Source organism: Streptomyces sp. NBC_00459, assembly GCF_036013955.1.
Classification (GTDB): domain Bacteria; phylum Actinomycetota; class Actinomycetes; order Streptomycetales; family Streptomycetaceae; genus Streptomyces.
Window position 1 is genome coordinate 782,836 of the sequence record NZ_CP107903.1, and the last position, 20,503, is coordinate 803,338.

General features: G+C 70.2%; 21 protein-coding genes. 14 read left to right on the forward strand and 7 right to left on the reverse strand.

The window, feature by feature from the left end:
- Positions 1–20: 20 nt before the first annotated feature.
- The 6 genes from crcB (OHN74_RS03250) to OHN74_RS03275 all read right to left on the reverse strand — a co-directional run bounded on the left by crcB (OHN74_RS03250) (position 21) and on the right by OHN74_RS03275 (position 5,424).
- Entirely contained in the window at positions 21–377 is a 357-nt protein-coding gene (gene crcB, locus OHN74_RS03250; protein ID WP_327692982.1) for a fluoride efflux transporter CrcB, read from the reverse strand.
- A complete protein-coding gene (locus OHN74_RS03255) occupies positions 374–499 on the reverse strand; it encodes a hypothetical protein (RefSeq protein WP_327692983.1) in 126 nt (41 codons plus the stop codon). Before OHN74_RS03255 ends, crcB (OHN74_RS03250) begins: the two co-directional genes overlap by 4 nt.
- Positions 496–954, reverse strand: a complete 459-nt coding sequence (crcB, locus tag OHN74_RS03260; RefSeq protein ID WP_327692984.1) for a fluoride efflux transporter CrcB — start codon at positions 952–954, stop codon at positions 496–498. Before crcB (OHN74_RS03260) ends, OHN74_RS03255 begins: the two co-directional genes overlap by 4 nt.
- 263 nt (positions 955–1,217) lie before the next feature.
- Positions 1,218–1,505, reverse strand: coding sequence for an ArsR family transcriptional regulator (locus OHN74_RS03265; protein WP_327692985.1), 288 nt, complete (start codon positions 1,503–1,505; stop codon positions 1,218–1,220).
- 198 nt (positions 1,506–1,703) lie between these two features.
- On the reverse strand, positions 1,704–3,287 hold the full coding sequence (locus OHN74_RS03270) for a glycoside hydrolase family 53 protein (protein WP_327692986.1): 1,584 nt from the start codon (positions 3,285–3,287) through the stop codon (positions 1,704–1,706).
- Positions 3,288–3,402: 115 nt separating this feature from the next.
- Positions 3,403–5,424, reverse strand: coding sequence for a beta-galactosidase (locus tag OHN74_RS03275; protein WP_327692987.1), 2,022 nt, complete (start codon positions 5,422–5,424; stop codon positions 3,403–3,405).
- 202 nt (positions 5,425–5,626) lie between these two features.
- Between OHN74_RS03275 and OHN74_RS03280 the strand changes: the two genes are divergently transcribed.
- The 5 genes from OHN74_RS03280 to OHN74_RS03300 are packed head-to-tail and all read left to right on the forward strand — an operon-like array spanning position 5,627 to position 10,251.
- Positions 5,627–6,943, forward strand: coding sequence for an ABC transporter substrate-binding protein (locus OHN74_RS03280; protein ID WP_327692988.1), 1,317 nt, complete (start codon positions 5,627–5,629; stop codon positions 6,941–6,943).
- A complete protein-coding gene (locus OHN74_RS03285; RefSeq protein WP_327692989.1) occupies positions 6,940–7,863 on the forward strand; it encodes a carbohydrate ABC transporter permease in 924 nt (307 codons plus the stop codon). The genes OHN74_RS03280 and OHN74_RS03285 overlap by 4 nt, the downstream gene beginning before the upstream one ends.
- Complete coding sequence (locus tag OHN74_RS03290; protein WP_327692990.1) at positions 7,860–8,765, forward strand: carbohydrate ABC transporter permease; 906 nt, start codon at positions 7,860–7,862, stop codon at positions 8,763–8,765. Before OHN74_RS03285 ends, OHN74_RS03290 begins: the two co-directional genes overlap by 4 nt.
- Complete coding sequence (locus tag OHN74_RS03295) at positions 8,762–9,793, forward strand: LacI family DNA-binding transcriptional regulator (protein WP_327692991.1); 1,032 nt, start codon at positions 8,762–8,764, stop codon at positions 9,791–9,793. Before OHN74_RS03290 ends, OHN74_RS03295 begins: the two co-directional genes overlap by 4 nt.
- Before the next feature lie 59 nt (positions 9,794–9,852).
- Positions 9,853–10,251: a MarR family winged helix-turn-helix transcriptional regulator gene (locus tag OHN74_RS03300; protein WP_327692992.1), complete on the forward strand. Its 399-nt coding sequence runs from the start codon at positions 9,853–9,855 to the stop codon at positions 10,249–10,251.
- 66 nt (positions 10,252–10,317) lie between these two features.
- Here OHN74_RS03300 and OHN74_RS03305 read toward each other — a convergent pair whose 3' ends face one another.
- A complete protein-coding gene (locus OHN74_RS03305) occupies positions 10,318–11,166 on the reverse strand; it encodes a LysR family transcriptional regulator (RefSeq protein ID WP_327692993.1) in 849 nt (282 codons plus the stop codon).
- Positions 11,167–11,527: 361 nt separating this feature from the next.
- Between OHN74_RS03305 and OHN74_RS03310 the strand changes: the two genes are divergently transcribed.
- From OHN74_RS03310 to OHN74_RS03350, 9 genes are all read left to right on the forward strand, one after another.
- Entirely contained in the window at positions 11,528–12,244 is a 717-nt protein-coding gene (locus tag OHN74_RS03310; protein WP_327692994.1) for an alpha/beta hydrolase, read from the forward strand.
- Positions 12,241–13,092, forward strand: a complete 852-nt coding sequence (locus tag OHN74_RS03315; protein ID WP_327692995.1) for a sulfurtransferase — start codon at positions 12,241–12,243, stop codon at positions 13,090–13,092. Before OHN74_RS03310 ends, OHN74_RS03315 begins: the two co-directional genes overlap by 4 nt.
- Positions 13,093–13,145: 53 nt before the next feature.
- Positions 13,146–14,027 carry an ABC transporter permease gene (locus OHN74_RS03320; protein ID WP_327692996.1) on the forward strand — a complete coding sequence of 294 codons (882 nt, stop codon included), beginning with the start codon at positions 13,146–13,148 and terminating at the stop codon, positions 14,025–14,027.
- A 5-nt stretch (positions 14,028–14,032) separates the two neighbouring features.
- Positions 14,033–14,764, forward strand: a complete 732-nt coding sequence (locus OHN74_RS03325) for an ABC transporter ATP-binding protein (RefSeq protein ID WP_327692997.1) — start codon at positions 14,033–14,035, stop codon at positions 14,762–14,764.
- The gene (locus OHN74_RS03330; RefSeq protein ID WP_327692998.1) at positions 14,761–15,732 is read left to right on the forward strand and encodes an ABC transporter substrate-binding protein; all 972 of its coding nucleotides are present in this window, start codon (positions 14,761–14,763) and stop codon (positions 15,730–15,732) included. Before OHN74_RS03325 ends, OHN74_RS03330 begins: the two co-directional genes overlap by 4 nt.
- Positions 15,733–15,771: 39 nt before the next feature.
- Positions 15,772–16,875, forward strand: a complete 1,104-nt coding sequence (locus OHN74_RS03335; RefSeq protein ID WP_327692999.1) for an LLM class flavin-dependent oxidoreductase — start codon at positions 15,772–15,774, stop codon at positions 16,873–16,875.
- An 89-nt stretch (positions 16,876–16,964) separates the two neighbouring features.
- The gene (locus OHN74_RS03340) at positions 16,965–17,981 is read left to right on the forward strand and encodes an ABC transporter substrate-binding protein (protein ID WP_327693000.1); all 1,017 of its coding nucleotides are present in this window, start codon (positions 16,965–16,967) and stop codon (positions 17,979–17,981) included.
- Positions 17,978–19,129: an acyl-CoA dehydrogenase family protein gene (locus OHN74_RS03345; protein WP_327693001.1), complete on the forward strand. Its 1,152-nt coding sequence runs from the start codon at positions 17,978–17,980 to the stop codon at positions 19,127–19,129. The genes OHN74_RS03340 and OHN74_RS03345 overlap by 4 nt, the downstream gene beginning before the upstream one ends.
- Positions 19,130–19,140: 11 nt before the next feature.
- The gene (locus OHN74_RS03350) at positions 19,141–20,502 is read left to right on the forward strand and encodes an FAD-binding oxidoreductase (protein ID WP_327699966.1); all 1,362 of its coding nucleotides are present in this window, start codon (positions 19,141–19,143) and stop codon (positions 20,500–20,502) included.
- Position 20,503 lies beyond the last annotated feature (1 nt).

The following is a 20,503-nucleotide window of genomic DNA, read 5'->3' on the forward strand; positions in this document are numbered from 1 at the left end:
AAGGCCCGGACGCCGTCCGCCTAGAGCGCGCCGCCCAGCCATACGCCCGCGAAAGCGGCCCCGAGACCGGCGACCACACTCACCATGACGTTGGCGACGGCGAGGAGACCTGCCCCGTCCTCGGTCAGCCGCAGCGTCTCGTACGAGAAGGTCGAGTACGTGGTCAGCGCGCCGCACAGTCCGGTCCCCAGGAGCAGCTGGAGGTCAGGGCCCGGGGCGGCGCCGGTGAGCAGGCCCAGGATCAGGCAGCCGGTGACGTTGACGGCGAGGGTGCCCCAGGGGAAGACCGTGTCGTGGCGGGACCGGACCATCCTGTCGGTGAGATAGCGGAGGGGCGCGCCGACCATTCCGCCCGCGATCACGAGCAGCAAGTTCACAACGACCTCTTACCCTTCTTGTCCGCTTCGCCCGGTTTCCCCTCGGTCCGGCCGCCGTACCGGATGACCTCGCCGTCGATGAGGACGGTCACCCATGGGGCGCTGCCGGTCGGCCCGGTCATCGTCGCCTCCGCTTCAGCACCCGGCGAGTGGCGGTCGCCGCGAGCGTCACGGCCGCGAGGGCCGCGAGCAGGGTCGCGGCGAGGTACGCGAGGCCGGTGCCCACGTGACCGTGGTCGACCAGCTTCTGGATGTCGACGGCATACGTCGAGAACGTGGTGAAGCCGCCGAGCACTCCGGTGCCGAAGAACGGCCGTACGAGGCGATGGACGGTCCGGATCTCCGTGATGACCACCATGAACACGCCGATCACGGCACAGCCGACGACGTTGACCCAGAAAGTGGTCCAGGGAAAACCGCCGGTCTGCGCGGGCCAGGCGAGGGAGGCCGCGTACCGGGCGCAGGCGCCGATCGCACCGCCGATCGCGACCACCCAGAGCACCGGGGCCTGACCGCGCAGGACGGAAGGGCGCGGCTGGGCGGCGGCAGTCCCGGTCCGGATGTCGGGGGCTTGCATGGCCGTACGTCTCCTACTCGCCGGCGCCCGGGCGTGCGGGCGCGTCTCTGTGCGCAAGTAGGGACCGTTGGCGGCGGCGCTGCCGCGGTTCGGGTACGGCGGGCCCCACCGCCGCGCCGCGAGCTGGAATCGCGGCCGGTCAACAGGGTAACGCCGGGGGCGTGGGGGCTGCACCCGGATCGGTCGGCGCCTGCTGTCGACACGTCGTGGTCGCGGCCCAGCGACTGCTGCTGAGCCGAGTGGGCGGGACCGTCGGCGGACAGCTACCACCCCTTTTCGAACATGCGGGCCACCTCGGCGATCCGCACCTCGTCGGGGCGGTAGAAGGTGCGCCAGCGGATCCTCTTCGTCCGGACCGCGCCGATGCCCGCGAGCAGGCCCAGGTGGGTGGTGGCGACGGAGAGCGGGACGCCTAGTTTCGCGGCGACGGCCGCCGCCGTGACACCGTCCTCGACCGGATCGCCGTGTCGTTGGGGCGGGAAGTGCGCGACCGGGTCCTTCAGCCACTCCAGGATCTTCAGGCGTTGCCCGCCCACCGGTCTTTTCAGCATCGCGCCTCCTCGTCCCGGTCACCGCGGGATGTGCCTCCCAATGTCCCGCAGTTGGGGCCGCCGCGTCCGGGGCTTCGCACCTCTTGGCCGAGGTCGAACTCTTTCCGTCGCGTACGCACGTTCGACTGAGCCCTTGCATCCCAACAAGCAGGGGCCCGGCCACCCCCCTCAGGCAGCCGGGCCCCCGTCACTTCTGGCTCAGCGGTGGCTGAACCACGTCATCGCGGGGAGCGCCTTGTCGTCGTAGCCGAACAGGGCCTGGTTCTCCCAGCCGTTGCCGGAGGAGGCGTCCGTGGGGTCCCAGCCGTTGCCGGTGACCGCGGTCCAGGTCGCCTCCCAGTAGAAGACGCCGAGGCCGCGGCCGTTCGGAACTGCCTCCACGATGTTCAGGATGTCCCGGAACCAGGCCGACTGTCCGGCCGTGGACGCCGCGTACCCGGATACGAGCTCACCAGTCGTGTCGATGATGTTCTCGTGCGAGTCCTTGCTGTCGAGACGGAAGGGGTAGGCCGTCTCGGCGACGAACACCGGCTTGCCGTAGCGGGAGGCGGCGTCGTCCAGGGTGGTCTGGAAGTCGTAGAGCGAACCGTGCCAGTAGCCGTAGTAGGACAGGCCGATGGCGTCGAACTTCACTCCGTTGGAGACCGCGCTGTCGAACCACCAGCGGGTGCCCGACAGATCGCCGCCCTTGGCCAGGTGCAGAGCGACGGTCGTACCGGAGTTGACCGCCTTGACCGCGTTGTAGCCGGAGTTGAGCAGCCCGGCGAGCTGCGACCAGTTGTCGGTCGAGCCCTCGGACCACAGCATGCCGCCGTTGATCTCGTTGCCGACCTGGACCATGTCGGCCGTGGTGCCCTGGGACTTGAGGGCGTTGAGGACGTCGTACGTGTGGTTGTAGACGTCCGTCTTCAGCTGGCTGTACGAGTGGCCGGCCCACGCGGAGGGCTTGCTCTGGGCGCCCGGGTCGGCCCAGATGTCCGAGTAGTGGAAGTCGACCAGCAGCTTCATGCCCTGTGCCTTGATGCGCTTGGCGATGGCGAGAACGCGCGCCTTGTTGTTGTAGCCGTCGGCCGGGTTGACCCAGACCTTGACGCGCGCGTAGTTCATGCCGGAGTTCTTCAGGACGGTGAGCGCGTCGCTCGTCGTCCCCGAAGCGGTCTTGTAGACACCGCCCTTGGCCTCGCTCTTGGGCAGGGAGGAGATGTCGGCACCCTTGACGGGCACCCCGCCCGTACCGGAGGCGAAGGTCAGGTCGTCGACGTTGATCCAGTTGCCCGCGTTGGCATCGGAGTTGACGCTGATCGTGCACTGGTTGTTCGTCACCGCGATGGGGACCACGATCCGGATCCACCCGCTGGCGGAGACCGGCAGGTCGGTGCGCTGTTCGGAGCTGCCGCAGTTCTTCAGCGCTATGTAGGCCGACTTCTGGCCGCCGCCCGAGCGCACCCACGCGGTGAGCTTGTAGTTGCCGTTGGTCAGCCCGGACAGGTACTGGTAGGTCTCCACCTTGTAGGCGGAGGCGGAGTAGTGGGACAGGCGGTAACTGCCGCTGCGGCCACCGGACTCCACGTACGAGGCGCCCGTGTCACCGTACTCCGACCAGCCGCCCGGGACGGCAGCGCCCGAACCGTCGGCCTCGAAACCGCCGTTGGTGAGGGTGCTGGCCGCCTGGGCGGAGGTGGCGGGGAGTGCGGTGAGGGCGAGGCCTGCGGCGAGCGGGAGCAGCAGGGCCTTCAGCGTGCGCCGGGTCGTGCGCGCTGGTGTGCGTCTGGGATGGAACATCGTCGTCCGTCGTCCCTTCGACGTGATGGGTTGGGGGTGTCCCTCCTGAGGGGCGGGAGGGGGCCCCTCCGCCCGCGGCTCTCGTGGCACGCACGGGCGGAGGGGAACTTGCGGCTCAGCCGTCGAGTCGTACGACCCGGACGGCTCCGGCGGGCAGCGCGAGGCGGCCCGCGGCTCGTTCGCCCGTCAGCAGTTCGGTGCCGGGTGCCTCCAGGGGCACCTTGGCGTCCGACGCGGTGTGGTTGACGGCGAACAGGTAGGTGCCCGACTCGCCGGTGCGGCGCACGAGTTCGACGTCGTGCGGGAGGTCGGCGCGGGGCGCGATGTCGGCGTCCTCGGTGGCCCAGCCGAGCAGGGCGTCCAGGCCGTGCGCGTCGAGGCGGGTCGACACGTACCAGGCGGTGCCCTCGCCGAGGCGGTGGCGGGTGACGGCCGGGTGGTCGGCGGTGAGTCCGTCGGCGTACGTCCACACGGTCTCGGCGCCGCGCGGGACGACGAACTCGGTCCACACGTCACCGGTCAGCTCGGAGCCGTCGGGGCCGGTGATGCGTACGGCGTCGCCCTGGAGGAGCGGCGAGAACTCCTCGACGGTCAGGCCGAGTACGTCGCGCAGTGCGCCCGGGTAGGGGCCCTCGTGCACGGCGTCGTGCTCGTCGACGATGCCGGAGAAGTACGAGACGACGAGGGTGCCGCCGTTCTCGACGTACTCCCTGAGGTTGTTCCCGGCGGCCTCCGTCATCAGGTACAGGGCCGGTACGACGACAAGGGGATAGGCCGACAGGTCGGCTTCCGGGTGGGCGAAGTCGACGGTGAGGTGACGGTCGTACAGTGCCTCGTAGAAGGCGTCGGCGCGCTCGCGCGGGTCGTGGTCCTCGCTGGGGCGCCACTGGAGGTTCTGCGCCCACCAGGAGTGCCAGTCCCACAGGACGGCGACGTCGGCGACCGTTCGGGTGCCGCGGATCGACGCCAACGAGTCGAGGGAGGCGCCGAGTTCGACGACCTCGCGCCAGACGCGGGTCTCCGTGCCGCCGTGCGGGAGCATCGCCGAGTGGAACTTCTCGGCGCCGCGCCGGGACTGGCGCCACTGGAAGAACATCGCACCCTCGGAGCCCCGGGCCACATGGGCGAGGGAGTTGCGGGCCATCTGGCCCGGTGCCTTCGCTGGGTTGCGCGCCTGCCAGTTGACACCCGAGGTGGAGTGTTCGAGGAGGATCCAGGGGGCGCCGCCGCCGACGGAGCGGGTGAGGTCTGCGGCCATCGCCAGGTTGACGTGGGTGCGGCGGCCGTCGGTGATCAGGTAGTGGTCGTTGGTGACGATGTCGACCTCGCGGCCCCAGGCCCAGTAGTCGACCGAGTCGCACTGGCTGAGCGCGGTCATGAAGTTCGTGGTGACCGGGACACCGGGCGACAGGCGGTGCAGGATGTCCCGCTCCATCACGAAGTTCTCGCGCATGGTGGCGTCGGCGAACCGCTTGTAGTCGAGGGCCTGGCCCGGGTTGCCGACCGTGGGTGCGGCGCGCGGCGGGTTGATCTGCTCGAAGGCCGTATACCGCTGGCCCCAGAAGGCGGTCCCCCAGGCCTCGTTGACACCGTCGACCGTCTCGTACGCCGTCTCCAGCCAGCGGCGGAAGTGGGCGGCGCAGGAGTCGCAGTAGCAGGCCGACACGGGGACGCCGTACTCGTTGTGGACGTGCCACATGGCGAGCGCCGGGTGGGCGCCGTACCGCTCGGCGAGTTTCGTGGTGATGTCGGCGGCGGCGGCGCGGTAGTCGGCGTTGCTGTGACAGATCGCGGCGCGGGAGCCGAACTCGTAGCGCACTCCCTCGGGCGTGACCGGCAGTGCGTCCGGGTGCTCGCGGTAGAACCAGGCGGGCGGTGCCACCGTGGGCGTGCCGAGGTCTGCGCGGATGCCGTTCTCGTGCAGGAGGTCCAGGAGGCGGTCGAGCCAGCCGAAGTCGTACTCGCCGGGTGCCGTCTCCAACAGGGCCCAGGAGAAGATTCCGACGCTGACCATCGTGACGCCGGCCTCGCGCATCAGCCGGACGTCCTCCTGCCAGACGCTCTCCGGCCACTGCTCGGGGTTGTAGTCCCCGCCGAAGGCCAGCCTGGTGAGGCCCGTGGGGGTGGTCTCCGGCATGGAATGTCTCCCGGTCGGTAGGTCACTGTGGAACGAATCTTGGGAACGTGCACACACAGGCTTCGCGGTGCGGGCCCTAGATAACCTCACGGCAACAACCATTGACAAGTGTCCAGTGTGTTTCTCTACTGTGAACGCTCACAGAAGGATGGCGGGTCTTCGCAGCAGGCGAGGACCCCACCAGGTCAGGGGAGAACGTTCCATGCCGAACACGAAGCAGTGGCGCCTCGTGGCAACCGCAGTCGCCGTCACGCTCGGCGCCACCACACTCGCCGCATGCGGGTCCGACGACGACAGCGACGCCCAGTCGGGCCCGGTGTCGCTGACGTACTGGACCTGGACGCCCGGCATGGACAAGGTCGTCGACCTGTGGAACAAGGGGCCGGGCAAGGAGCAGCAGATCACCGTCACGGTGAAGAAGCAGGCCTCCGGCGACACCCTGGTCACCAAGATCCTCACCGCGCACAAGGCCAAGAAGGCGCCGGACCTGGTGCAGGCCGAGTACCAGGCCCTGCCGACGCTGGTCAGCAATGACGCGCTCGCGGACATCTCCGGCGAGGTCGGCGACGCGAAGAAGGACTTTGCCGAGGGTGTCTGGCAGCAGACGACGCTGGGCACGGACGCGGTGTACGCGGTGCCGCAGGACATCGGGCCGATGATGTTCTACTACCGCGAGGACCTCTTCAAGCAGTACGGCCTGAAGGTCCCGACCACGTGGGACGAGTTCGCCCAGACCGCCCGTGACCTGAAGAAGAAGGCCCCGGACAAGGACCTCACCACCTTCTCGGCCAACGACTCCGGTCTCTTCGCGGGCCTGGCCCAGCAGGCCGGCGCCAAGTGGTGGACGACCTCCGGCGAGAAGTGGAAGGTCGGTATCGACGACGCGGCGACCCAGAAGGTCGCCACGTTCTGGGGCGGCCTCGTCAAGGAGGGCGCCATCGACAACCAGCCGATGTACACCCCGGCCTGGAACAAGGCCCTCGACACCGGCAAGCAGATCGCCTGGGTCAGCGCGGTGTGGGCGCCGGGCACGCTGACGACGGCCGCCCCGGACACCAAGGGCAAGTGGGCCATGGCCCCGCTCCCCCAGTGGTCGGCGAACGAGGACGTGACGGGCAGCTGGGGCGGCTCCTCGACCGCTGTCACCACCGATTCGGGCCACAAGTCGGCCGCCGCGAAGTTCGCCGCCTGGCTGAACACCGACCGTGCCGCGCTGGCCGCGCTCGCCAAGGAGGGCGGGATCTACCCGGCCGCCACCGGCGCCCAGCTCAGTGGCGCGTTCGTCAAGTCGCCCGAGTTCTTCTCCAACCAGGCGGACTTCTACACCCAGGCCGCCGAGATCGCGAAGACGACGGCGCCCTCCGCGTGGGGCCCGAACGTCAACGTGGCGTACACCTCCTTCAAGGACGCGTTCGCCTCGGCCGCGAAGAACAAGTCGGACTTCGGTGCCGCCCTGAAGACGATGCAGGACGACACGGTCGCGGACCTGAAGAAGCAGGGCTTCGGAGTCGCGGAGTGACCAGCGCACGCCGGAGGTCGTACGGGGTCAGGTCGGCCCCGTACGCCTTCCTCCTCCCCGCGGTGATCCTGTTCGCCCTGTTCTTCGCCCTGCCCATCGGCTACGCGCTCTGGCTGAGCCTGCACAAGGTGAAGGTGTCCGGCCTGGGCCTCGGTGCCGGGGCGCGCAAGGAGGTCTGGGCGGGCATCGGCAACTACACCGACGCCCTCACCGACAGCGAGCTGCTCAGCGGCGCGCTGCGCGTGGTCGGCTACGGCGCGATCGTGGTCCCGGTGATGCTCGGTCTCGCCCTTGTCTTCGCGCTGATGCTCGACGCGGACAAGGTGCGGCTCACCCCCTTCACCCGGCTCGCGATCTTCCTGCCGTACGCCGTCCCCGGCGTCGTCGCAGCGCTGCTGTGGGGCTTCCTGTACCTGCCGGACGTCAGCCCGTTCTACTTCGTCCTCGACAGACTGGGGATGCCGCAGCCGGACCTGCTGGACGGCGGTCCGCTGTATCTCGCCCTCTCCAACATCGCGGTGTGGGGCGGCACCGGCTTCAACATGATCGTCATCTACACCTCGCTGCGGTCCATCCCGGCCGAGGTGTACGAGGCGGCGAAGCTGGACGGCGCCACCCCGCTGCAGATCGCGCTCAGGATCAAGATTCCGATGGTGGCGCCCTCCCTGGTGCTGACCTTCTTCTTCTCGATCATCGCGACGCTCCAGGTGTTCAGCGAGCCGACCACGCTCAAGCCGCTCACCAACTCCGTGTCCACGACGTGGAGTCCGCTGATGAAGGTGTACCAGGACGCCTTCGGCAAGGGTGACATCTACTCGGCCGCGGCCGAGGCGACGATCATCGCGATCGTCACGCTGGTCCTGTCGTTCGGCTTCCTGCGAGCCGCGAACTCCCGTAACAAGCAGGAGGCAGCACGATGAGTTCCCTTGCCGTGGGCAAGGCCGAGACGGCGGCGGGCACCAGGCCCGGCACCTCGCAGCGCCCGCCGCTGCGCGGCCGGATCGCCCTCGTCCCGACGATCACCCTGCTCCTGGGTGCCCTGTACTGCCTGCTGCCGGTCGCGTGGGTGGTGATCGCGGCGACGAAGTCGGGCAGCGAGCTGTTCTCCACGTTCACGTTCCTGCCCGGGAGCGGCTTCACGGACAACGTGAAGGAGCTCAGCGCCTACCGCGACGGCGTCTACTGGAAGTGGATGGGCAACTCCGCCCTCTACGCGGGCCTCGGCGCCCTCCTTTCGACGGCCGTCTCCGCGGTCAGCGGCTACGCGCTGGCGATCTACCGCTTCCGCGGCCGGGAGACGGTGTTCAGCGTCCTCATGGCGGGCGTGCTGATGCCGCCGGTGATCCTCGCGATCCCCCAGTACCTGCTGCTGGCGAAGGCCGACATCACGGACTCCTACGCGTCCGTGCTGCTGCCCCTGATCCTCTCCCCGTACGGCATCTACCTCGCGCGGATCTACGCGGCGGCGGCGGTACCGGCCGATGTGGTCGAAGCCGGGCGGATGGACGGCGCGGGCGAGTGGCGGATCTTCACCAGGGTCGCGCTCCCGATGATGATCCCGGGGCTCGTGACGGTGTTCCTGTTCCAGTTCGTTGCCGTGTGGAACAACTTCCTGCTCCCCTACATCATGCTCAGCGACGACGAGAAGTTCCCGATCACGCTGGGTCTGTTCACGCTTCTCGAACAGGGAGCGGCCACTCCGGCGCTCTACACGCTGGTGATCACGGGCGCGTTCCTGGCGGTCCTCCCGCTGATCGCTCTGTTCCTGGTCATCCAGCGGTTCTGGAGCCTCGACCTGCTCTCCGGAGCCGTAAAGTCATGACCATGAGCAATACCGGGGGCCGGCGCAAACCGCCGACGATCCACGACGTGGCCCGCGAGGCGGGAGTGTCCCGAGGCACCGTCTCGCGCGTGCTCAACGGCGGGCACTACGTCAGCCCGACCGCCCACGAGGCGGTGAACGCCGCGATCCGCAAAACGGGTTACGTGGTGAACCGCCACGCCCGCTCGCTCATCACAGGCCGCTCGGACTCGATCGGCTTCCTGCTGACGGAGCCTCAGGAGCGGTTCTTCGAGGACCCCAACTTCAATGTCCTGCTGAGGGGTTGCACCCAGGCGCTGGCGGCGCACGACATCCCGCTGCTGCTGATGCTGGCGGGCACCGAGGACGAGCGGCGCCGCATCACGCGGTACATCACCGCCGGTCATGTCGACGGGGTGCTGCTGGTCTCCAGCCACTCCGGTGACCCGGTCGCGCAGGAGCTGTGCGAGGCGGGCGTACCGCTGGTCGCGTGCGGCAAGCCGATCGGCCTCGGCTCAAAGGTGAGCTATGTGGCGGCGGCCGACCGCGACGGCGCCCGGGACATGGTCCGCCATCTTCTGTCGCTGGGCCGCCGCCGTATCGGCGTGGTGACCGGCCCGCTCGACACCCCGGGCGGTGTGGAACGCCTCGCCGGCTACCGCGAGGTCCTGGCCGAGGAGGGCATCGAGTACGACGACCGCCTCGTCGTCTCCGGCGACTACAGCCGGGCCAGCGGCGAGGCGGGCGCGGAACGGCTACTGGCCCAGTCCCCGGACCTGGACGCCGTGTTCGTCGCGTCCGACCTGATGGCCCAGGGTGTGCTCACGGCGCTGGAGCGCGCGGGACGCAGTGTCCCCGGGGACGTGTCGGTGGGCGGCTTCGACGACTCCTCGGCCGCCCTGGCCGCCCGGCCCCAGCTGACGACCATCAGGCAGCCCTACGACCGGATCAGCGCCGAGATGGTCCGGGTGCTGCTCGCGCAGATCGGCGGCGAGGACCCGGCTGCGGTGATCCTGCCCACCGAGCTGATCAAACGGGGGTCTGCCTGAGTCGGCGGTCACACCGCCTCGGCCACGCCGTTTTTATGCATACGCATTAACATGGGGGCATGGCAACGAACAAGGCCGGTGCGGGGCTGGCGGACCAGTGGCGGGACATCCTGGCGGCGCACGCCCGCACGATGTGCGAGATCGACCGCGTACTGCATCCGCACGGCCTGGGCGCCAGCGACTTCGAGGTACTCGACGTCCTCGTCTCCGAGGCAGATGTCTCCGACCCGGGCGAGGAGTGCCGGGTGCAGGACATCGCCGGGCGGGTCCACCTCAGCCAGAGTGCGCTGTCCCGGCTCATCGGGCGGTTGGAGAAGGACGGGCTGGTTGAGCGGAGCATGTGTGTGGAGGATCGGCGGGGGGTGCGGGTGGCTTTGACTGCGCGCGGTCGTGAGCTGCACGACGAGGTACTGCCGCTTCAACGGGCTGCTCTGGAACGGTCCTTGGGCGATAGGTAGTTCGTTTGGTGCGCGCCGGTGGGGCTTCTCGCGCAGTTCCCCGCGCCCCTTTGGGGCGCGCTCCTCTCAGGTCAGTAGTTGTCTTACCGCCTTGAACGCCGCCTCTACCGTCGCCGGGTCCGCGCCCGGGCGGGCCAGGGCGCTCATCGGGATCGGAGGGACCGGGGGCAGACCCTCGTACGGGGTGAGTCCGTCGGGAGCCGGGCCGACCGTTGCCAGGAGGGCCACTCCCCGGCCGGTGCGCGCGAGGTCGAGGACGCCCGCCAGATAACCCGCGTCGCCGACCACCGACGCCGCGACGCCCTGCTCGGCGAGGGTCGCGATGGCCCGGCGGCGGATGGCGCAGGGGTCCTCGATCGCGACCAGCGGGACGGGGTCCGGGGCGGCCGGGGGCACCCAGCCGGGCGGAGCGTGCCAGGTCAGCGGCAGGCCACCGACCGGCGTACCCTCCGTCGCCGCTGCCTCCGTGACGTACACGGCGACATCCACACTGCCGCGCTCCACCGCCTCCACCAGCCGTGCCGACCGGTCGATACGGAACCGCACCCGACAGCCGGGGCGCACCGCCTCGACGGCGGCGGTCAGCAGGGGCAGAAACTGGTCGGCGGCGTGCTCGGTGGAGCCGAGCGTGATGGTGTCGCCGTCGACGTCGAGCAGGGTGCGTACAGCCTCGTCGTGGACGGCGAGCACGCGGCGGGCCTGTTCCAGGAGCAGTCGGCCCTCCGGGGTGAACCGTGTACCCCGTCCCTCACGCTCGACGACGGGCCGCCCCAACATCTTCTCCAGCCGGCGCACGTGCTGGCTGACCGCGGACTGGCTGAGGGCGAGCGCCTGGGCCGCACGATGGAAGCCGCCGTGGTCGGCGATGGCGGTCAGGCTGCGCAACGCCACGATGTCGAGGACAGGTTGGGGCATACGGCGACCGTAGCCCGCGCGAGCCATCGATCGCCATTCTCGATCGATCACGGATTCCGATCGATTTCGATGCGGAATCGTCGTTGGACGCGGTGCGCCGACGCCGGTCATGATGAGCGCATGGCGTATCCGACCGCATTTGCTGCCCTTCTCACGCAGCGCCGAGTCATCGACTTCGGCGTGGCGTGCAGCGCGCGCTGTCGTTGATCCCACGCCGCCGCCCGGCGTTTCCCCACGGCCTCCACTGATCGGCTTCCCGCTGCCCGCGCGCCGATAGGCCGTCCCAGCGCTCCCCTTCTTCTCTCCGTTCCCTGTCTCCGCACGCCCCTTTCACCTGCCCTGAAACGGGAGTTACCCCCTCATGTCCTCTTCCCCGTCCTCACCCACCTCCTGGGACGAACCAGAAGGTCTCGCCGCGCGCGGCACACTGATCGTGTTGCCCGGCCGGGGCGAACACGGCGGTGTGTACGCGCGGTTCGGCCGCCGTCTCGCCTTCGACGCCTACCGCGTACGGGCGTTGGGCGATCCGTCCGCCGACCCGTCCGTGCTCGACGAAGCGGCCAAGCTCCTCGCCGACGAGTCGCTGCCGGGTCCGAAGGTCCTGGTCGGCTCCGACACAGGTGCCCGGTACGCCCTTCAGGTCGCCGCCGAGCACCCGGCGGGCGTCGACGCACTCATCCTCGCAGGCCTGCCCACCGGCCCCTGGGAGCCAGGGAGTTGGGACGACGAACTCGCGGCGCGGACCGCCTGCCCCACCCACCGGGCACGTCTCGCCGACGACCCCGCCTTCCGCCCCGGTGCGATCGAGGCAGCTGTCGGGCTCCCGGAGCCGCGACTCGACCAGGTCCAGGTGCCCGTACTCGCCCTGCACGGCAAGGACGACCAGGTCAGCCCGCTCGACCGGGCACTGAGCGTCTACGAGGGCCACGGACACGTCCGGGCCGTGACCTTCGCCGGCGGCCGGCACGACGTGCTCAACGACGCACTGCACCGCACCGCCGCAGCCACGGTCGTCCTCTTCCTGGAGCGGCTGCGCCTCTCCCCCGAGCTGCCCTTGATCGCGGAGGGTCTCGCATGAGCAGGTCACGTGTGACGACGACCGTCGCCGAGTTGCGCGACGCCCTCGCCTCCGAGCACCCGCCCCTGGTCCTCGACGTCCGCTGGGCGCTCGGCGATCCGTACGGCCGCGACCACTATGCCGACGCGCATGTCCCGGGCGCGGTGTACGTCGACCTGGACACCGAGTTGGCCGCGCCGCCGACCCCGGAGGGCGGCCGGCATCCGCTTCCGGACCTCGCGGAGTTCCAGGCGGCGGCCCGCAGTTGGGGACTCCGGCGGGGCCGACCGGTCGTCGTGTACGACGACCTGGGCAACACCGCCGCCGCTCGGGCCTGGTGGCTGTTGCGGTACGCCGGAGTGGCCGACGTGACGCTGCTGGACGGGGCGTTGGGGGCATGGCGGGCGGCCGGACTGCCACTGGAGTCCGGCATCCCGGCCGATCCGGAACCCGGCGACGTCGTTCTGAGTGCGGGCGGACTGCCCCTCACCGGTGCCGACGGCGCCGCCGAACTCGCCCGCGACGGACTCCTGTTGGACGCCCGCGCCGGCGAGCGGTACCGGGGCGAGGTGGAGCCGGTCGACCCACGCGCCGGACACATCCCGGGCGCGGTCTCCGCTCCCACCGGGGAGAACCTCGCGGCCGACGGGACCTTCCTGTCCCCCGAACTGCTGCGCAAACGATTCGAGGACCGGGGTGCGGATGACGCGTCGCGCATCGGCGTGTACTGCGGATCCGGTGTCACCGCCGCACATCAGATCGCCGCACTCGTCCTCGCCGGTTTCGACGCGACCCTCTTCGCCGGTTCCTGGTCCGCCTGGTCCGCCGATCCCACCCGCCCGTCCGCGACCGGACCCGAGCCTTCCTGACCCCGCGGCCCACGGCTGCCCAGGCGCCCGAGCCCCGCGAGAGGAACCCCGCCATGACGACCAAACCGCTCGACGCGGCGCCACTGGCCCCGCCACCGCCCCTCGCCCCTCCCCCGGACCGGGCACCCCGGGTCACGATCCGCGGTACCGCCCGCACCACCCGCCGCCTCCGGATTCCCCGGTCGGTACGCCGGTCCGCCGGCCCCGTGGGTCTCGTACTCCTCTGGTTCCTGACCTCGTCCACCGGTGTGCTGCCCGAGTCGGTGCTCGCCTCCCCCGTGGACGTCCTGAAACAGGCCGTCGATCTGACGAAGAACGGTGAACTGCCCAGCGCCATCGCCGCGTCGGGGCGCCGGGCTGCCATCGGCTTCCTCATCGGAGCGAGCGTCGCGCTCGTTCTCTCCCTGCTCGCCGGACTGTTCCGGCTCGGCGAGGACGTCATCGACTCCTCGATGGGCATGTTCCGGGCCATCCCCTGGGTAGGTCTGATCCCGCTGTTCATCGTCTGGTTCGGCATCGAGGAGACACCGAAGATCGCGTTGGTCGCCCTCGGCGTCACCTACCCGCTGTACTTCAACATCTACGGCGGGATCAGGTCCACCGACGCCCAACTCGTCGAAGCCGCACGGATGATGGGACTCGGACGGTTCGGGCTGATCAAGTACGTCATCCTGCCCAGCGCGCTGCCCGGCGCCCTCGTGGGGCTCCGGTACGCGCTCTCCACCGCCTGGCTCGCCCTCGTCTTCGCCGAACAGATCAACGCGGACGCGGGGCTCGGCCATCTGATGAGCAACGCCCAGCAGTACTTCCGTACCGACATCATCGTGCTCTGCCTCGCCGTGTACGCGCTGCTGGGCCTCGCCTGCGACTTCGCCGTACGGGTCCTGTCGCGCCGCCTGCTGACCTGGCGGGCCAACTTCGAAGGCGAGGCGTGATCGCCATGGCCGACATCCCGACCAACAGCGTGGAGATTCGGGGGCTTTCGCGGGCCTTCGACGGCAACACCGTCCTGCACGAGCTCGATCTCGACATCCGGGAGGGCGAGTTCGTGGCCCTGCTCGGGCACAGCGGCTGCGGCAAGTCGACGCTGTTGCGCATTCTCGCCGGGCTCGACGACGAGATCGGCGGCGAGGTGACCGTGCCCGCGCGGCGCAGCGCGGCCTTCCAGTCGCCGCGGCTGCTGCCCTGGCTGAAGGTGTGGCGCAACGTCGTCCTCGGACTGCCCGGACGGCCCGATCGCGCCCTCGCCACAAAGGCGCTGGACGAGGTCGGCATCGCGGACCGCGCGACCGTCTGGCCCAAGACGCTGTCCGGCGGCCAGGCCCAGCGGGTCTCGCTGGCCCGCGCCCTGGTCCGCGAGCCCGAACTCCTGCTCCTGGACGAGCCGTTCGGCGCGCTCGACGCGCTGACCCGGGGCAGGGTGCAGCAGTTGGTCGCCGAGCTGTGGCAGCGGCACGGCTGCGCGATCCTCCTGGTCACCCATGACGTGGAGGAGGCGCTGCTGCTCGCCGACCGCGTCCTGGTGATGGACGAGGGCCGTATCGCCCACGACCTCACCGTCGACCTGACCCGCCCGCGCGATCTCACCTCGCCCGAGTTCGTCACCCTCCGCGCCCGCCTCCTCGGCTGGCTCGGCGTCACCGCACACACCCTCGAAGGGACCCCCTCGTGATACGCAGACTCGCCACCGCCGCGCTGAGCCTCACCGCCCTGCTGGCGCTGACCGCCTGCGGCGCGGACTCCTCGGCGGACGCATCCGGAAGCGGCTCCCGGGTGACCCTGACCCTCGGCGACCAGGCCAAGACACTCCAGACGCTCGTCAACGCGTCCGGCGCCCTCAAGGGCGCCAAGTACCAGGTGAAGTGGGCCGAGTTCGAGGGCGCGGCCCCGCTGTTCCAGGCCGTGCAGGCGGGCGCCGCCGACACCACCTACTCCGCTGATCTGCCCGCGTTGCAGGCACTCAGCGGCGGGGTGAAGTTCAAGAACGTGGCCGCGCTGAAGAACGACGGCCACCACACCGGGATCATCGTCCGCAAGGACTCGGACGTGCGAAGCGTCAAGGACCTCAAGGGCAGGAAGGTCGTGGTGTCCTCGGCCAAGGGCAGCATCGCCGAGTACCTGCTCGCCAACGTCCTGGAACAGAACGGCCTCAAATACTCCGATGTGAAGGTGCAGTATCTGCTGCCGACGGACGCGCAGGCCGCCTTCGCCTCCGGGAAGATCGACGTCTGGGCCACCTTCGGTGTCTACCAGGCCGTCGGACTTCAGCAGGGCGGCCGGCTGCTCATCGACGGCGCGGACGGCCGTATCAGCGGCTACGGCTTCATCGGTGCCTCGGACGAGGCCCTCGCGGACCCGGCGAAGAAGGCGGCGCTCGGTGACTTCCTGAAGCGGCTCGGTACGGCACTGACGTGGACGAGCACGCACCAGGACGCGTACGCCGACGCCATCGTCGAGCGCAACGGAGCCGACCCGGCGATCGCGAAGACGCTCGCCTCCGCCGCGTACAGCAAGGTCCTGCCGATCACACCGGAGGTCAGCTCGACCGTCCAGGACGTGGCCGACCTCATGAACGGCATCGGTGTCCTCGATCCGAACGTCGACGTGGCGAAGTCGGCCGACACCTCCGTCCTCAAGTAACCGGAACCGCAGTACCGCTGTACCGCAAAGGAGTTCACCATGCCTGTCGAGTTCATCAGTGCCGTGCACACCGATTCCGGGGCCTCCGGCCCGGCCGCGGCGAGCCGCACCGGCTTCGATCCCGACCACCTCCGAAAGTACGCCCGCGCTCTCGACGACGGGGGCTTCGACCACACCCTGGTCGCCTATCACTCGGCCTCGCCGGACGCCTTCCAGGTGGCCCAGTTCGTCGCCACGCACACCGAACGGATCCGCCCGATCCTGGCACACCGGCCGGGCGTGATCTTCCCGACGCACGCGGCCAGGGCGCTCGCGACCCTGGACCGGATCAGCGACGGCCGCCTCACGCTGCACATCATCTCCGGGGGCAGCGACGAGGAGCAGCGCCGTGAGGGCGACTACCTCGACAAGCGGGAGCGGTACGAGCGTTCGGACGAGTACATCCAGGTCCTGCGCAAGGTCTGGCTGGCCGAGGGGCCGGTGTCCCACAAGGGCAAGTACTTCCGCTTCGAGGGCTACCACTCCGATGTGAAGCCGGTGAACGGGCTGGTGCCGATCTCCGTCGGAGGGTCGTCCGAGGACGCCTACCGGGTGGGCGGGCAGCAGGGCGACATCTTCGGACTGTGGGGCGAGCCGCTCAAGGAGACGGCCGAGCAGATCGCCGCCGTGAACGCGGTCGCCACTGCCGCCGGCCGCCCCGACCCCCGTATCTGGGTGTCGTTCCGTCCGATCATCGCGCCCACCGACGAACTGGCCTGGGAGAAGGCGCACCGCACGCTCGGCGTCCTCAAGGACCAGGCCTCGAACACCGAGCTGCTGCGCCATTACCGGACCAACGGCCGCCCCGCGAACGTCGGTTCGCAGCGACTGCTGGACATCGCCGAGCGGGGCGAGGTGCACGACCGGTGCCTGTGGACCGCCCCGGCCATCGCCACCAACGCGGCCGGAGCATCGACCGCCCTGGTCGGCTCACCGGAGACCGTCGCGAAGGCGCTTCTCGACTACGTCGACATCGGCTGCGACCTGCTGTCGATCCGGGGCTACGACCCGCTCAACGACGCGATCGACTACGCCCGTTACGTCCTTCCGCTGGTCCGCCAGGAACTCGCCCACCGCGCGGCGACGACCTCCCGGGCGGCCTGACCCCACCAACTCCCCTTCCCTTCCCTTCCCTTCATTTCCCTCCCATCCATCCATCCCATCCTGTCTGCGAACACCCATATGGAGACTCCGTGTTCCGCCGCTCACGCTCACTGCGCACGTCCGCCGCCGTCCTGCTGCTCGCCCTCACGGCGGCCTGCGGGAACCAGGCCCAGGCCGAATCGCCGTCCGACCAGTCCGACGTCACCCTGAAGGTCGGCGCGACCGGCTGGAAGGTCGAGGAGGCGGTTCTGAAGTTCGCCCACCTCGACGACACCCCGTACAAGGTCAAGTGGAACGTCTTCCAAGGGGGTGACCTCCAGCTCCAGGCGATCCGCGCCGGTGCTCTCGACGTCGCCTCCTCCAGCGAGATCCCGCCGATCTTCGCCGCCGCCGACGGCAAGCCGAACTTCAAGGTCGTCGCCGTGCAGCGCGGCGCCACCCTCAACCAGGAGGTCGTCGTCCCCAAGGGCTCGAAGGTGACCGACATCGCCGGGCTGAAGGGCAAGAAGGTCGGCTACGTCCAGAACACCACCGCCCACTACTTCCTGTACCAACTGCTGAAGCAGGCGGGCCTGAAGTGGTCCGACATCGAGGCCAAGCCGCTGCTGCCCAACGACGGCCTCGCGGCGTTGAACGGCGGCGGCATCGACGCCTTCGCCTCCTACGGCACGTCGATCATCACCGCCCACCAGCAGGGCGCCACCACGGTCGGCTCGGGCAAGGACATCCTGTCGGGCAACTTCCTCTGGACGGCCCGCGACAGCGTGCTCAAGAACCCCGCCCAGCAGGCGGCGACGGCCAATCTCATCGCCCGGATCACGCAGGCGTACGCGTACGTCAGGGACGGCCGCGAGGCAGAGTTCGCCGAGGTCGTGTCCAAGAACACCCACCAGCCCGTCGCCCAGGCGAAGAAGGACCTGGTCGACGCTCAGACCCAGCGCCCGACACAGGCCCGCACGGTCGGCGACGACACCATCGCCTCGCAGCAGAAGGTGGCGGACGCCTTCACCGAACTCGGCGCGCTCAAGGCGCACTTGGACGTGAAGTCGTTCTGGTCCACCAAGCTCAACACCGAGCTGGCCGCCGACCTGAAGAAGACGCTGTGACCACCCGCATCGCCGAACTGGCCGCCGACTACGACCGGTCGGGCGCGTTCCCCGCCGAATCCCTCGAGGCCGCCCACCAGGCGGGCCTGCTCACCGCCACCATCGGCGAACGGTACGGCGGCCAGGGCGCCGGCGTCGAGGAGACCGCCCGCATCCTGCACACCCTCGGCCGCAGCGACCCGTCCGTCGCCCTGATCGCCGCGATGACCCTCACCACGCACGGCAGACAGTCCGTCCAGCCGCACTGGCCCGAGGAGTTGTACGCACGGGTCGTCAAGGAGTCGTTCGTACGCCCTGTGCTCATCAACCACGCCCGAGTGGAACCAGAGTTGGGCTCCCCCGCCCGGGGCGGACTGCCCGCCACCCGGGCCCGGCACACGGGGGACGGCTGGTCGGTCAGCGGGACGAAGCGGTTCGTCACCGGCGCCGAGGGCCTCGACTGGTTCCTGGTGTGGGCCACCACCGACGAACCGGAGCCACGCGTAGGCACCTTCCTGGTCGCCGGCGACTCCCCCGGCATCGAAGTCACCGGCCGCTGGGACCAGTTGGGGCTACGGGCGAGCGGCAGCCACGACGTGACGTTCCGGGAGGTGGAGGTGCCGTACGAGCACGTCATTGGCCTCGCGCCGCACGGTCCGGCGGCCGAACAGGACAACCGGGCGGGCGCATCCCTCCATCTGCCGCTCGCCGCCCTGTACTTGGGAGTCGCGCGAGCCGCGCAGGCGTACTTCCACACGTTCGCGCAGACCCGCGTGCCCGCCAACCTCGGGCACCCGGTGGCCCGTACGGAACGGTTCCGGCGAACAGCCGGTGAGATCGAGGTGCTGCTCGACGGGGCCGAGCAGCTGATCTTCGGTGGTGCCGCTCGGGTCGACGCCGCCGATACCTCGTACACCCCTGAACAGGCCCTGGGAGCAAGGGTGTTGGCAGACCGCCATGGCGTACACGCCGTCGGGCTGGCCGTGCGGCTGCTCGGCAATCCGGGGCTGGCCCGGGGCAACCCCCTGGAACGCCACTTCCGCGACATCCAGTGCGCGCCGGTACACGCTCCCCAGGAGGACATCTCCGTGCTCGCCATCGGAACCAAGGCCCTGGAAACGCAGGCATCGGACGCGCAGACCCCGGGCGCCGAGGACCGGGACCGGTGACCGCCCCGACCATGACCGCGTCCGCCCAGCTCCTGGGCCTTCTGGCCCGTGATCTGCCGCCCGACCGGCTGGCCACCGACCCGGTGACGCTGGCCGCGCACGCCATCGACCGCTCCGGTACCCGGGCGTACGGCGGTCCGCTCGCCGTCGTCCACGCGCGGCGGACCGAGGACGTGACCATCACCCTCAGGCACGCGCACGCCCTGCGGGTACCGGTGGTGCCGCGCGGCGCGGGAACCGGGCTGTCGGGCGGCGCGACGGCCGGCGAGGGAACACTCGTCCTCGACCTGTCCGGCATGAACCGCATCCTCGAACTGTCGGCTGACGACCAGCTCGCCGTCGTCGAACCCGGCGTGATCACCGCCGAGTTGGACCGAGCGGCGGGCGCGCACGGCCTCCGGTACGCGCCGGACCCGGCGAGTGCGGCCCTGTCGACGATCGGCGGGAACATCGCCACCAACGCGGGCGGACTGCGCTGCGCCAAGTACGGCGTGACGCGGGACAGTGTGCTCGGTCTGGAGGCGGTGCTCGCGGACGGCACGGTGGTGCGCACGGGCCGCCGTACCGTCAAGGGGGTCACCGGCTACGACCTGACCGCGCTGCTCACCGGCTCGGAGGGCACCCTCGCGGTGATCACCTCGGCGACGCTTCGGCTGCGCCCGCTGCCGGTGGCCACGGCCACCCTCGCCGCGTACTTCCCGTCCTTCGAGGCAGCCGCCGAGGCGTCGTACGCGATCGGCAGGGCCGGGGTCGTACCGGCGCTGGCGGAGCTGGTCGACGGGCCGGTGCTGCACGCCGTCGACCCCGCGCTGCGGGAGCGGGGTGCGGCGCTGCTCCTGGTGCAGTGCGACGGGGCGGGTGCCGGGGTGGAGGCGGCGGCGGTAGCCGAGGTGCTCGCCGGGACGGTGGCGACGTCGGTCGAGCGGACCGAGGACCCGGCCGAGGCCGAGGCCCTGCTCGCCGCCCGCCGGGGCGCCCTGCCCGCGCTGGAGCGGCTGGGCCGCCCGTTGATCGAGGACATCGTGGTACCCCGCTCCCGGCTCGCGGAGGCTGCCCGGGAGATCCGGGCCGTCTCACGGCGCCACGACGTCCCGGTGTTCACCATCGCGCACGCTGCCGACGGGAACCTGCACCCGATCATCGTCGTCGACCCTGCCCTGGACGGGCTGCCGGACGCGGCCTGGGAGGCGGCGGGAGAGATCTTCGCCCTGGCGCTGCGGCTCGGCGGAACGTTGACCGGGGAGCACGGAGTCGGCGTGTTGAAGCGGCAGTGGGTCGCCGACGAACTGGGACCGGCCGCCCATGCGTTGCAGCGGCGCATCAAGGACGCCTTCGACCCGCGGGGCATCCTCAACCCCGGCAAGTCCCTTTAGC

Coding starts and splice junctions, on each gene's coding strand:
- OHN74_RS03335 (WP_327692999.1), top strand. CDS start 15,772: ATGCCTGTCGAGTTCATCAGTGCCGTGCACACCGATTCCGGGGCCTCC.
- OHN74_RS03325 (WP_327692997.1), top strand. CDS start 14,033: ATGGCCGACATCCCGACCAACAGCGTGGAGATTCGGGGGCTTTCGCGG.
- OHN74_RS03300 (WP_327692992.1), top strand. CDS start 9,853: ATGGCAACGAACAAGGCCGGTGCGGGGCTGGCGGACCAGTGGCGGGAC.
- OHN74_RS03315 (WP_327692995.1), top strand. CDS start 12,241: ATGAGCAGGTCACGTGTGACGACGACCGTCGCCGAGTTGCGCGACGCC.
- OHN74_RS03280 (WP_327692988.1), top strand. CDS start 5,627: ATGCCGAACACGAAGCAGTGGCGCCTCGTGGCAACCGCAGTCGCCGTC.
- OHN74_RS03295 (WP_327692991.1), top strand. CDS start 8,762: ATGACCATGAGCAATACCGGGGGCCGGCGCAAACCGCCGACGATCCAC.
- OHN74_RS03270 (WP_327692986.1), bottom strand. CDS start 3,287: ATGTTCCATCCCAGACGCACACCAGCGCGCACGACCCGGCGCACGCTG.
- OHN74_RS03255 (WP_327692983.1), bottom strand. CDS start 499: ATGACCGGGCCGACCGGCAGCGCCCCATGGGTGACCGTCCTCATCGAC.
- OHN74_RS03275 (WP_327692987.1), bottom strand. CDS start 5,424: ATGCCGGAGACCACCCCCACGGGCCTCACCAGGCTGGCCTTCGGCGGG.
- OHN74_RS03265 (WP_327692985.1), bottom strand. CDS start 1,505: ATGCTGAAAAGACCGGTGGGCGGGCAACGCCTGAAGATCCTGGAGTGG.
- OHN74_RS03290 (WP_327692990.1), top strand. CDS start 7,860: ATGAGTTCCCTTGCCGTGGGCAAGGCCGAGACGGCGGCGGGCACCAGG.
- OHN74_RS03310 (WP_327692994.1), top strand. CDS start 11,528: ATGTCCTCTTCCCCGTCCTCACCCACCTCCTGGGACGAACCAGAAGGT.
- crcB (WP_327692984.1), bottom strand. CDS start 954: ATGCAAGCCCCCGACATCCGGACCGGGACTGCCGCCGCCCAGCCGCGC.
- OHN74_RS03350 (WP_327699966.1), top strand. CDS start 19,141: ATGACCGCGTCCGCCCAGCTCCTGGGCCTTCTGGCCCGTGATCTGCCG.
- OHN74_RS03305 (WP_327692993.1), bottom strand. CDS start 11,166: ATGCCCCAACCTGTCCTCGACATCGTGGCGTTGCGCAGCCTGACCGCC.
- OHN74_RS03320 (WP_327692996.1), top strand. CDS start 13,146: ATGACGACCAAACCGCTCGACGCGGCGCCACTGGCCCCGCCACCGCCC.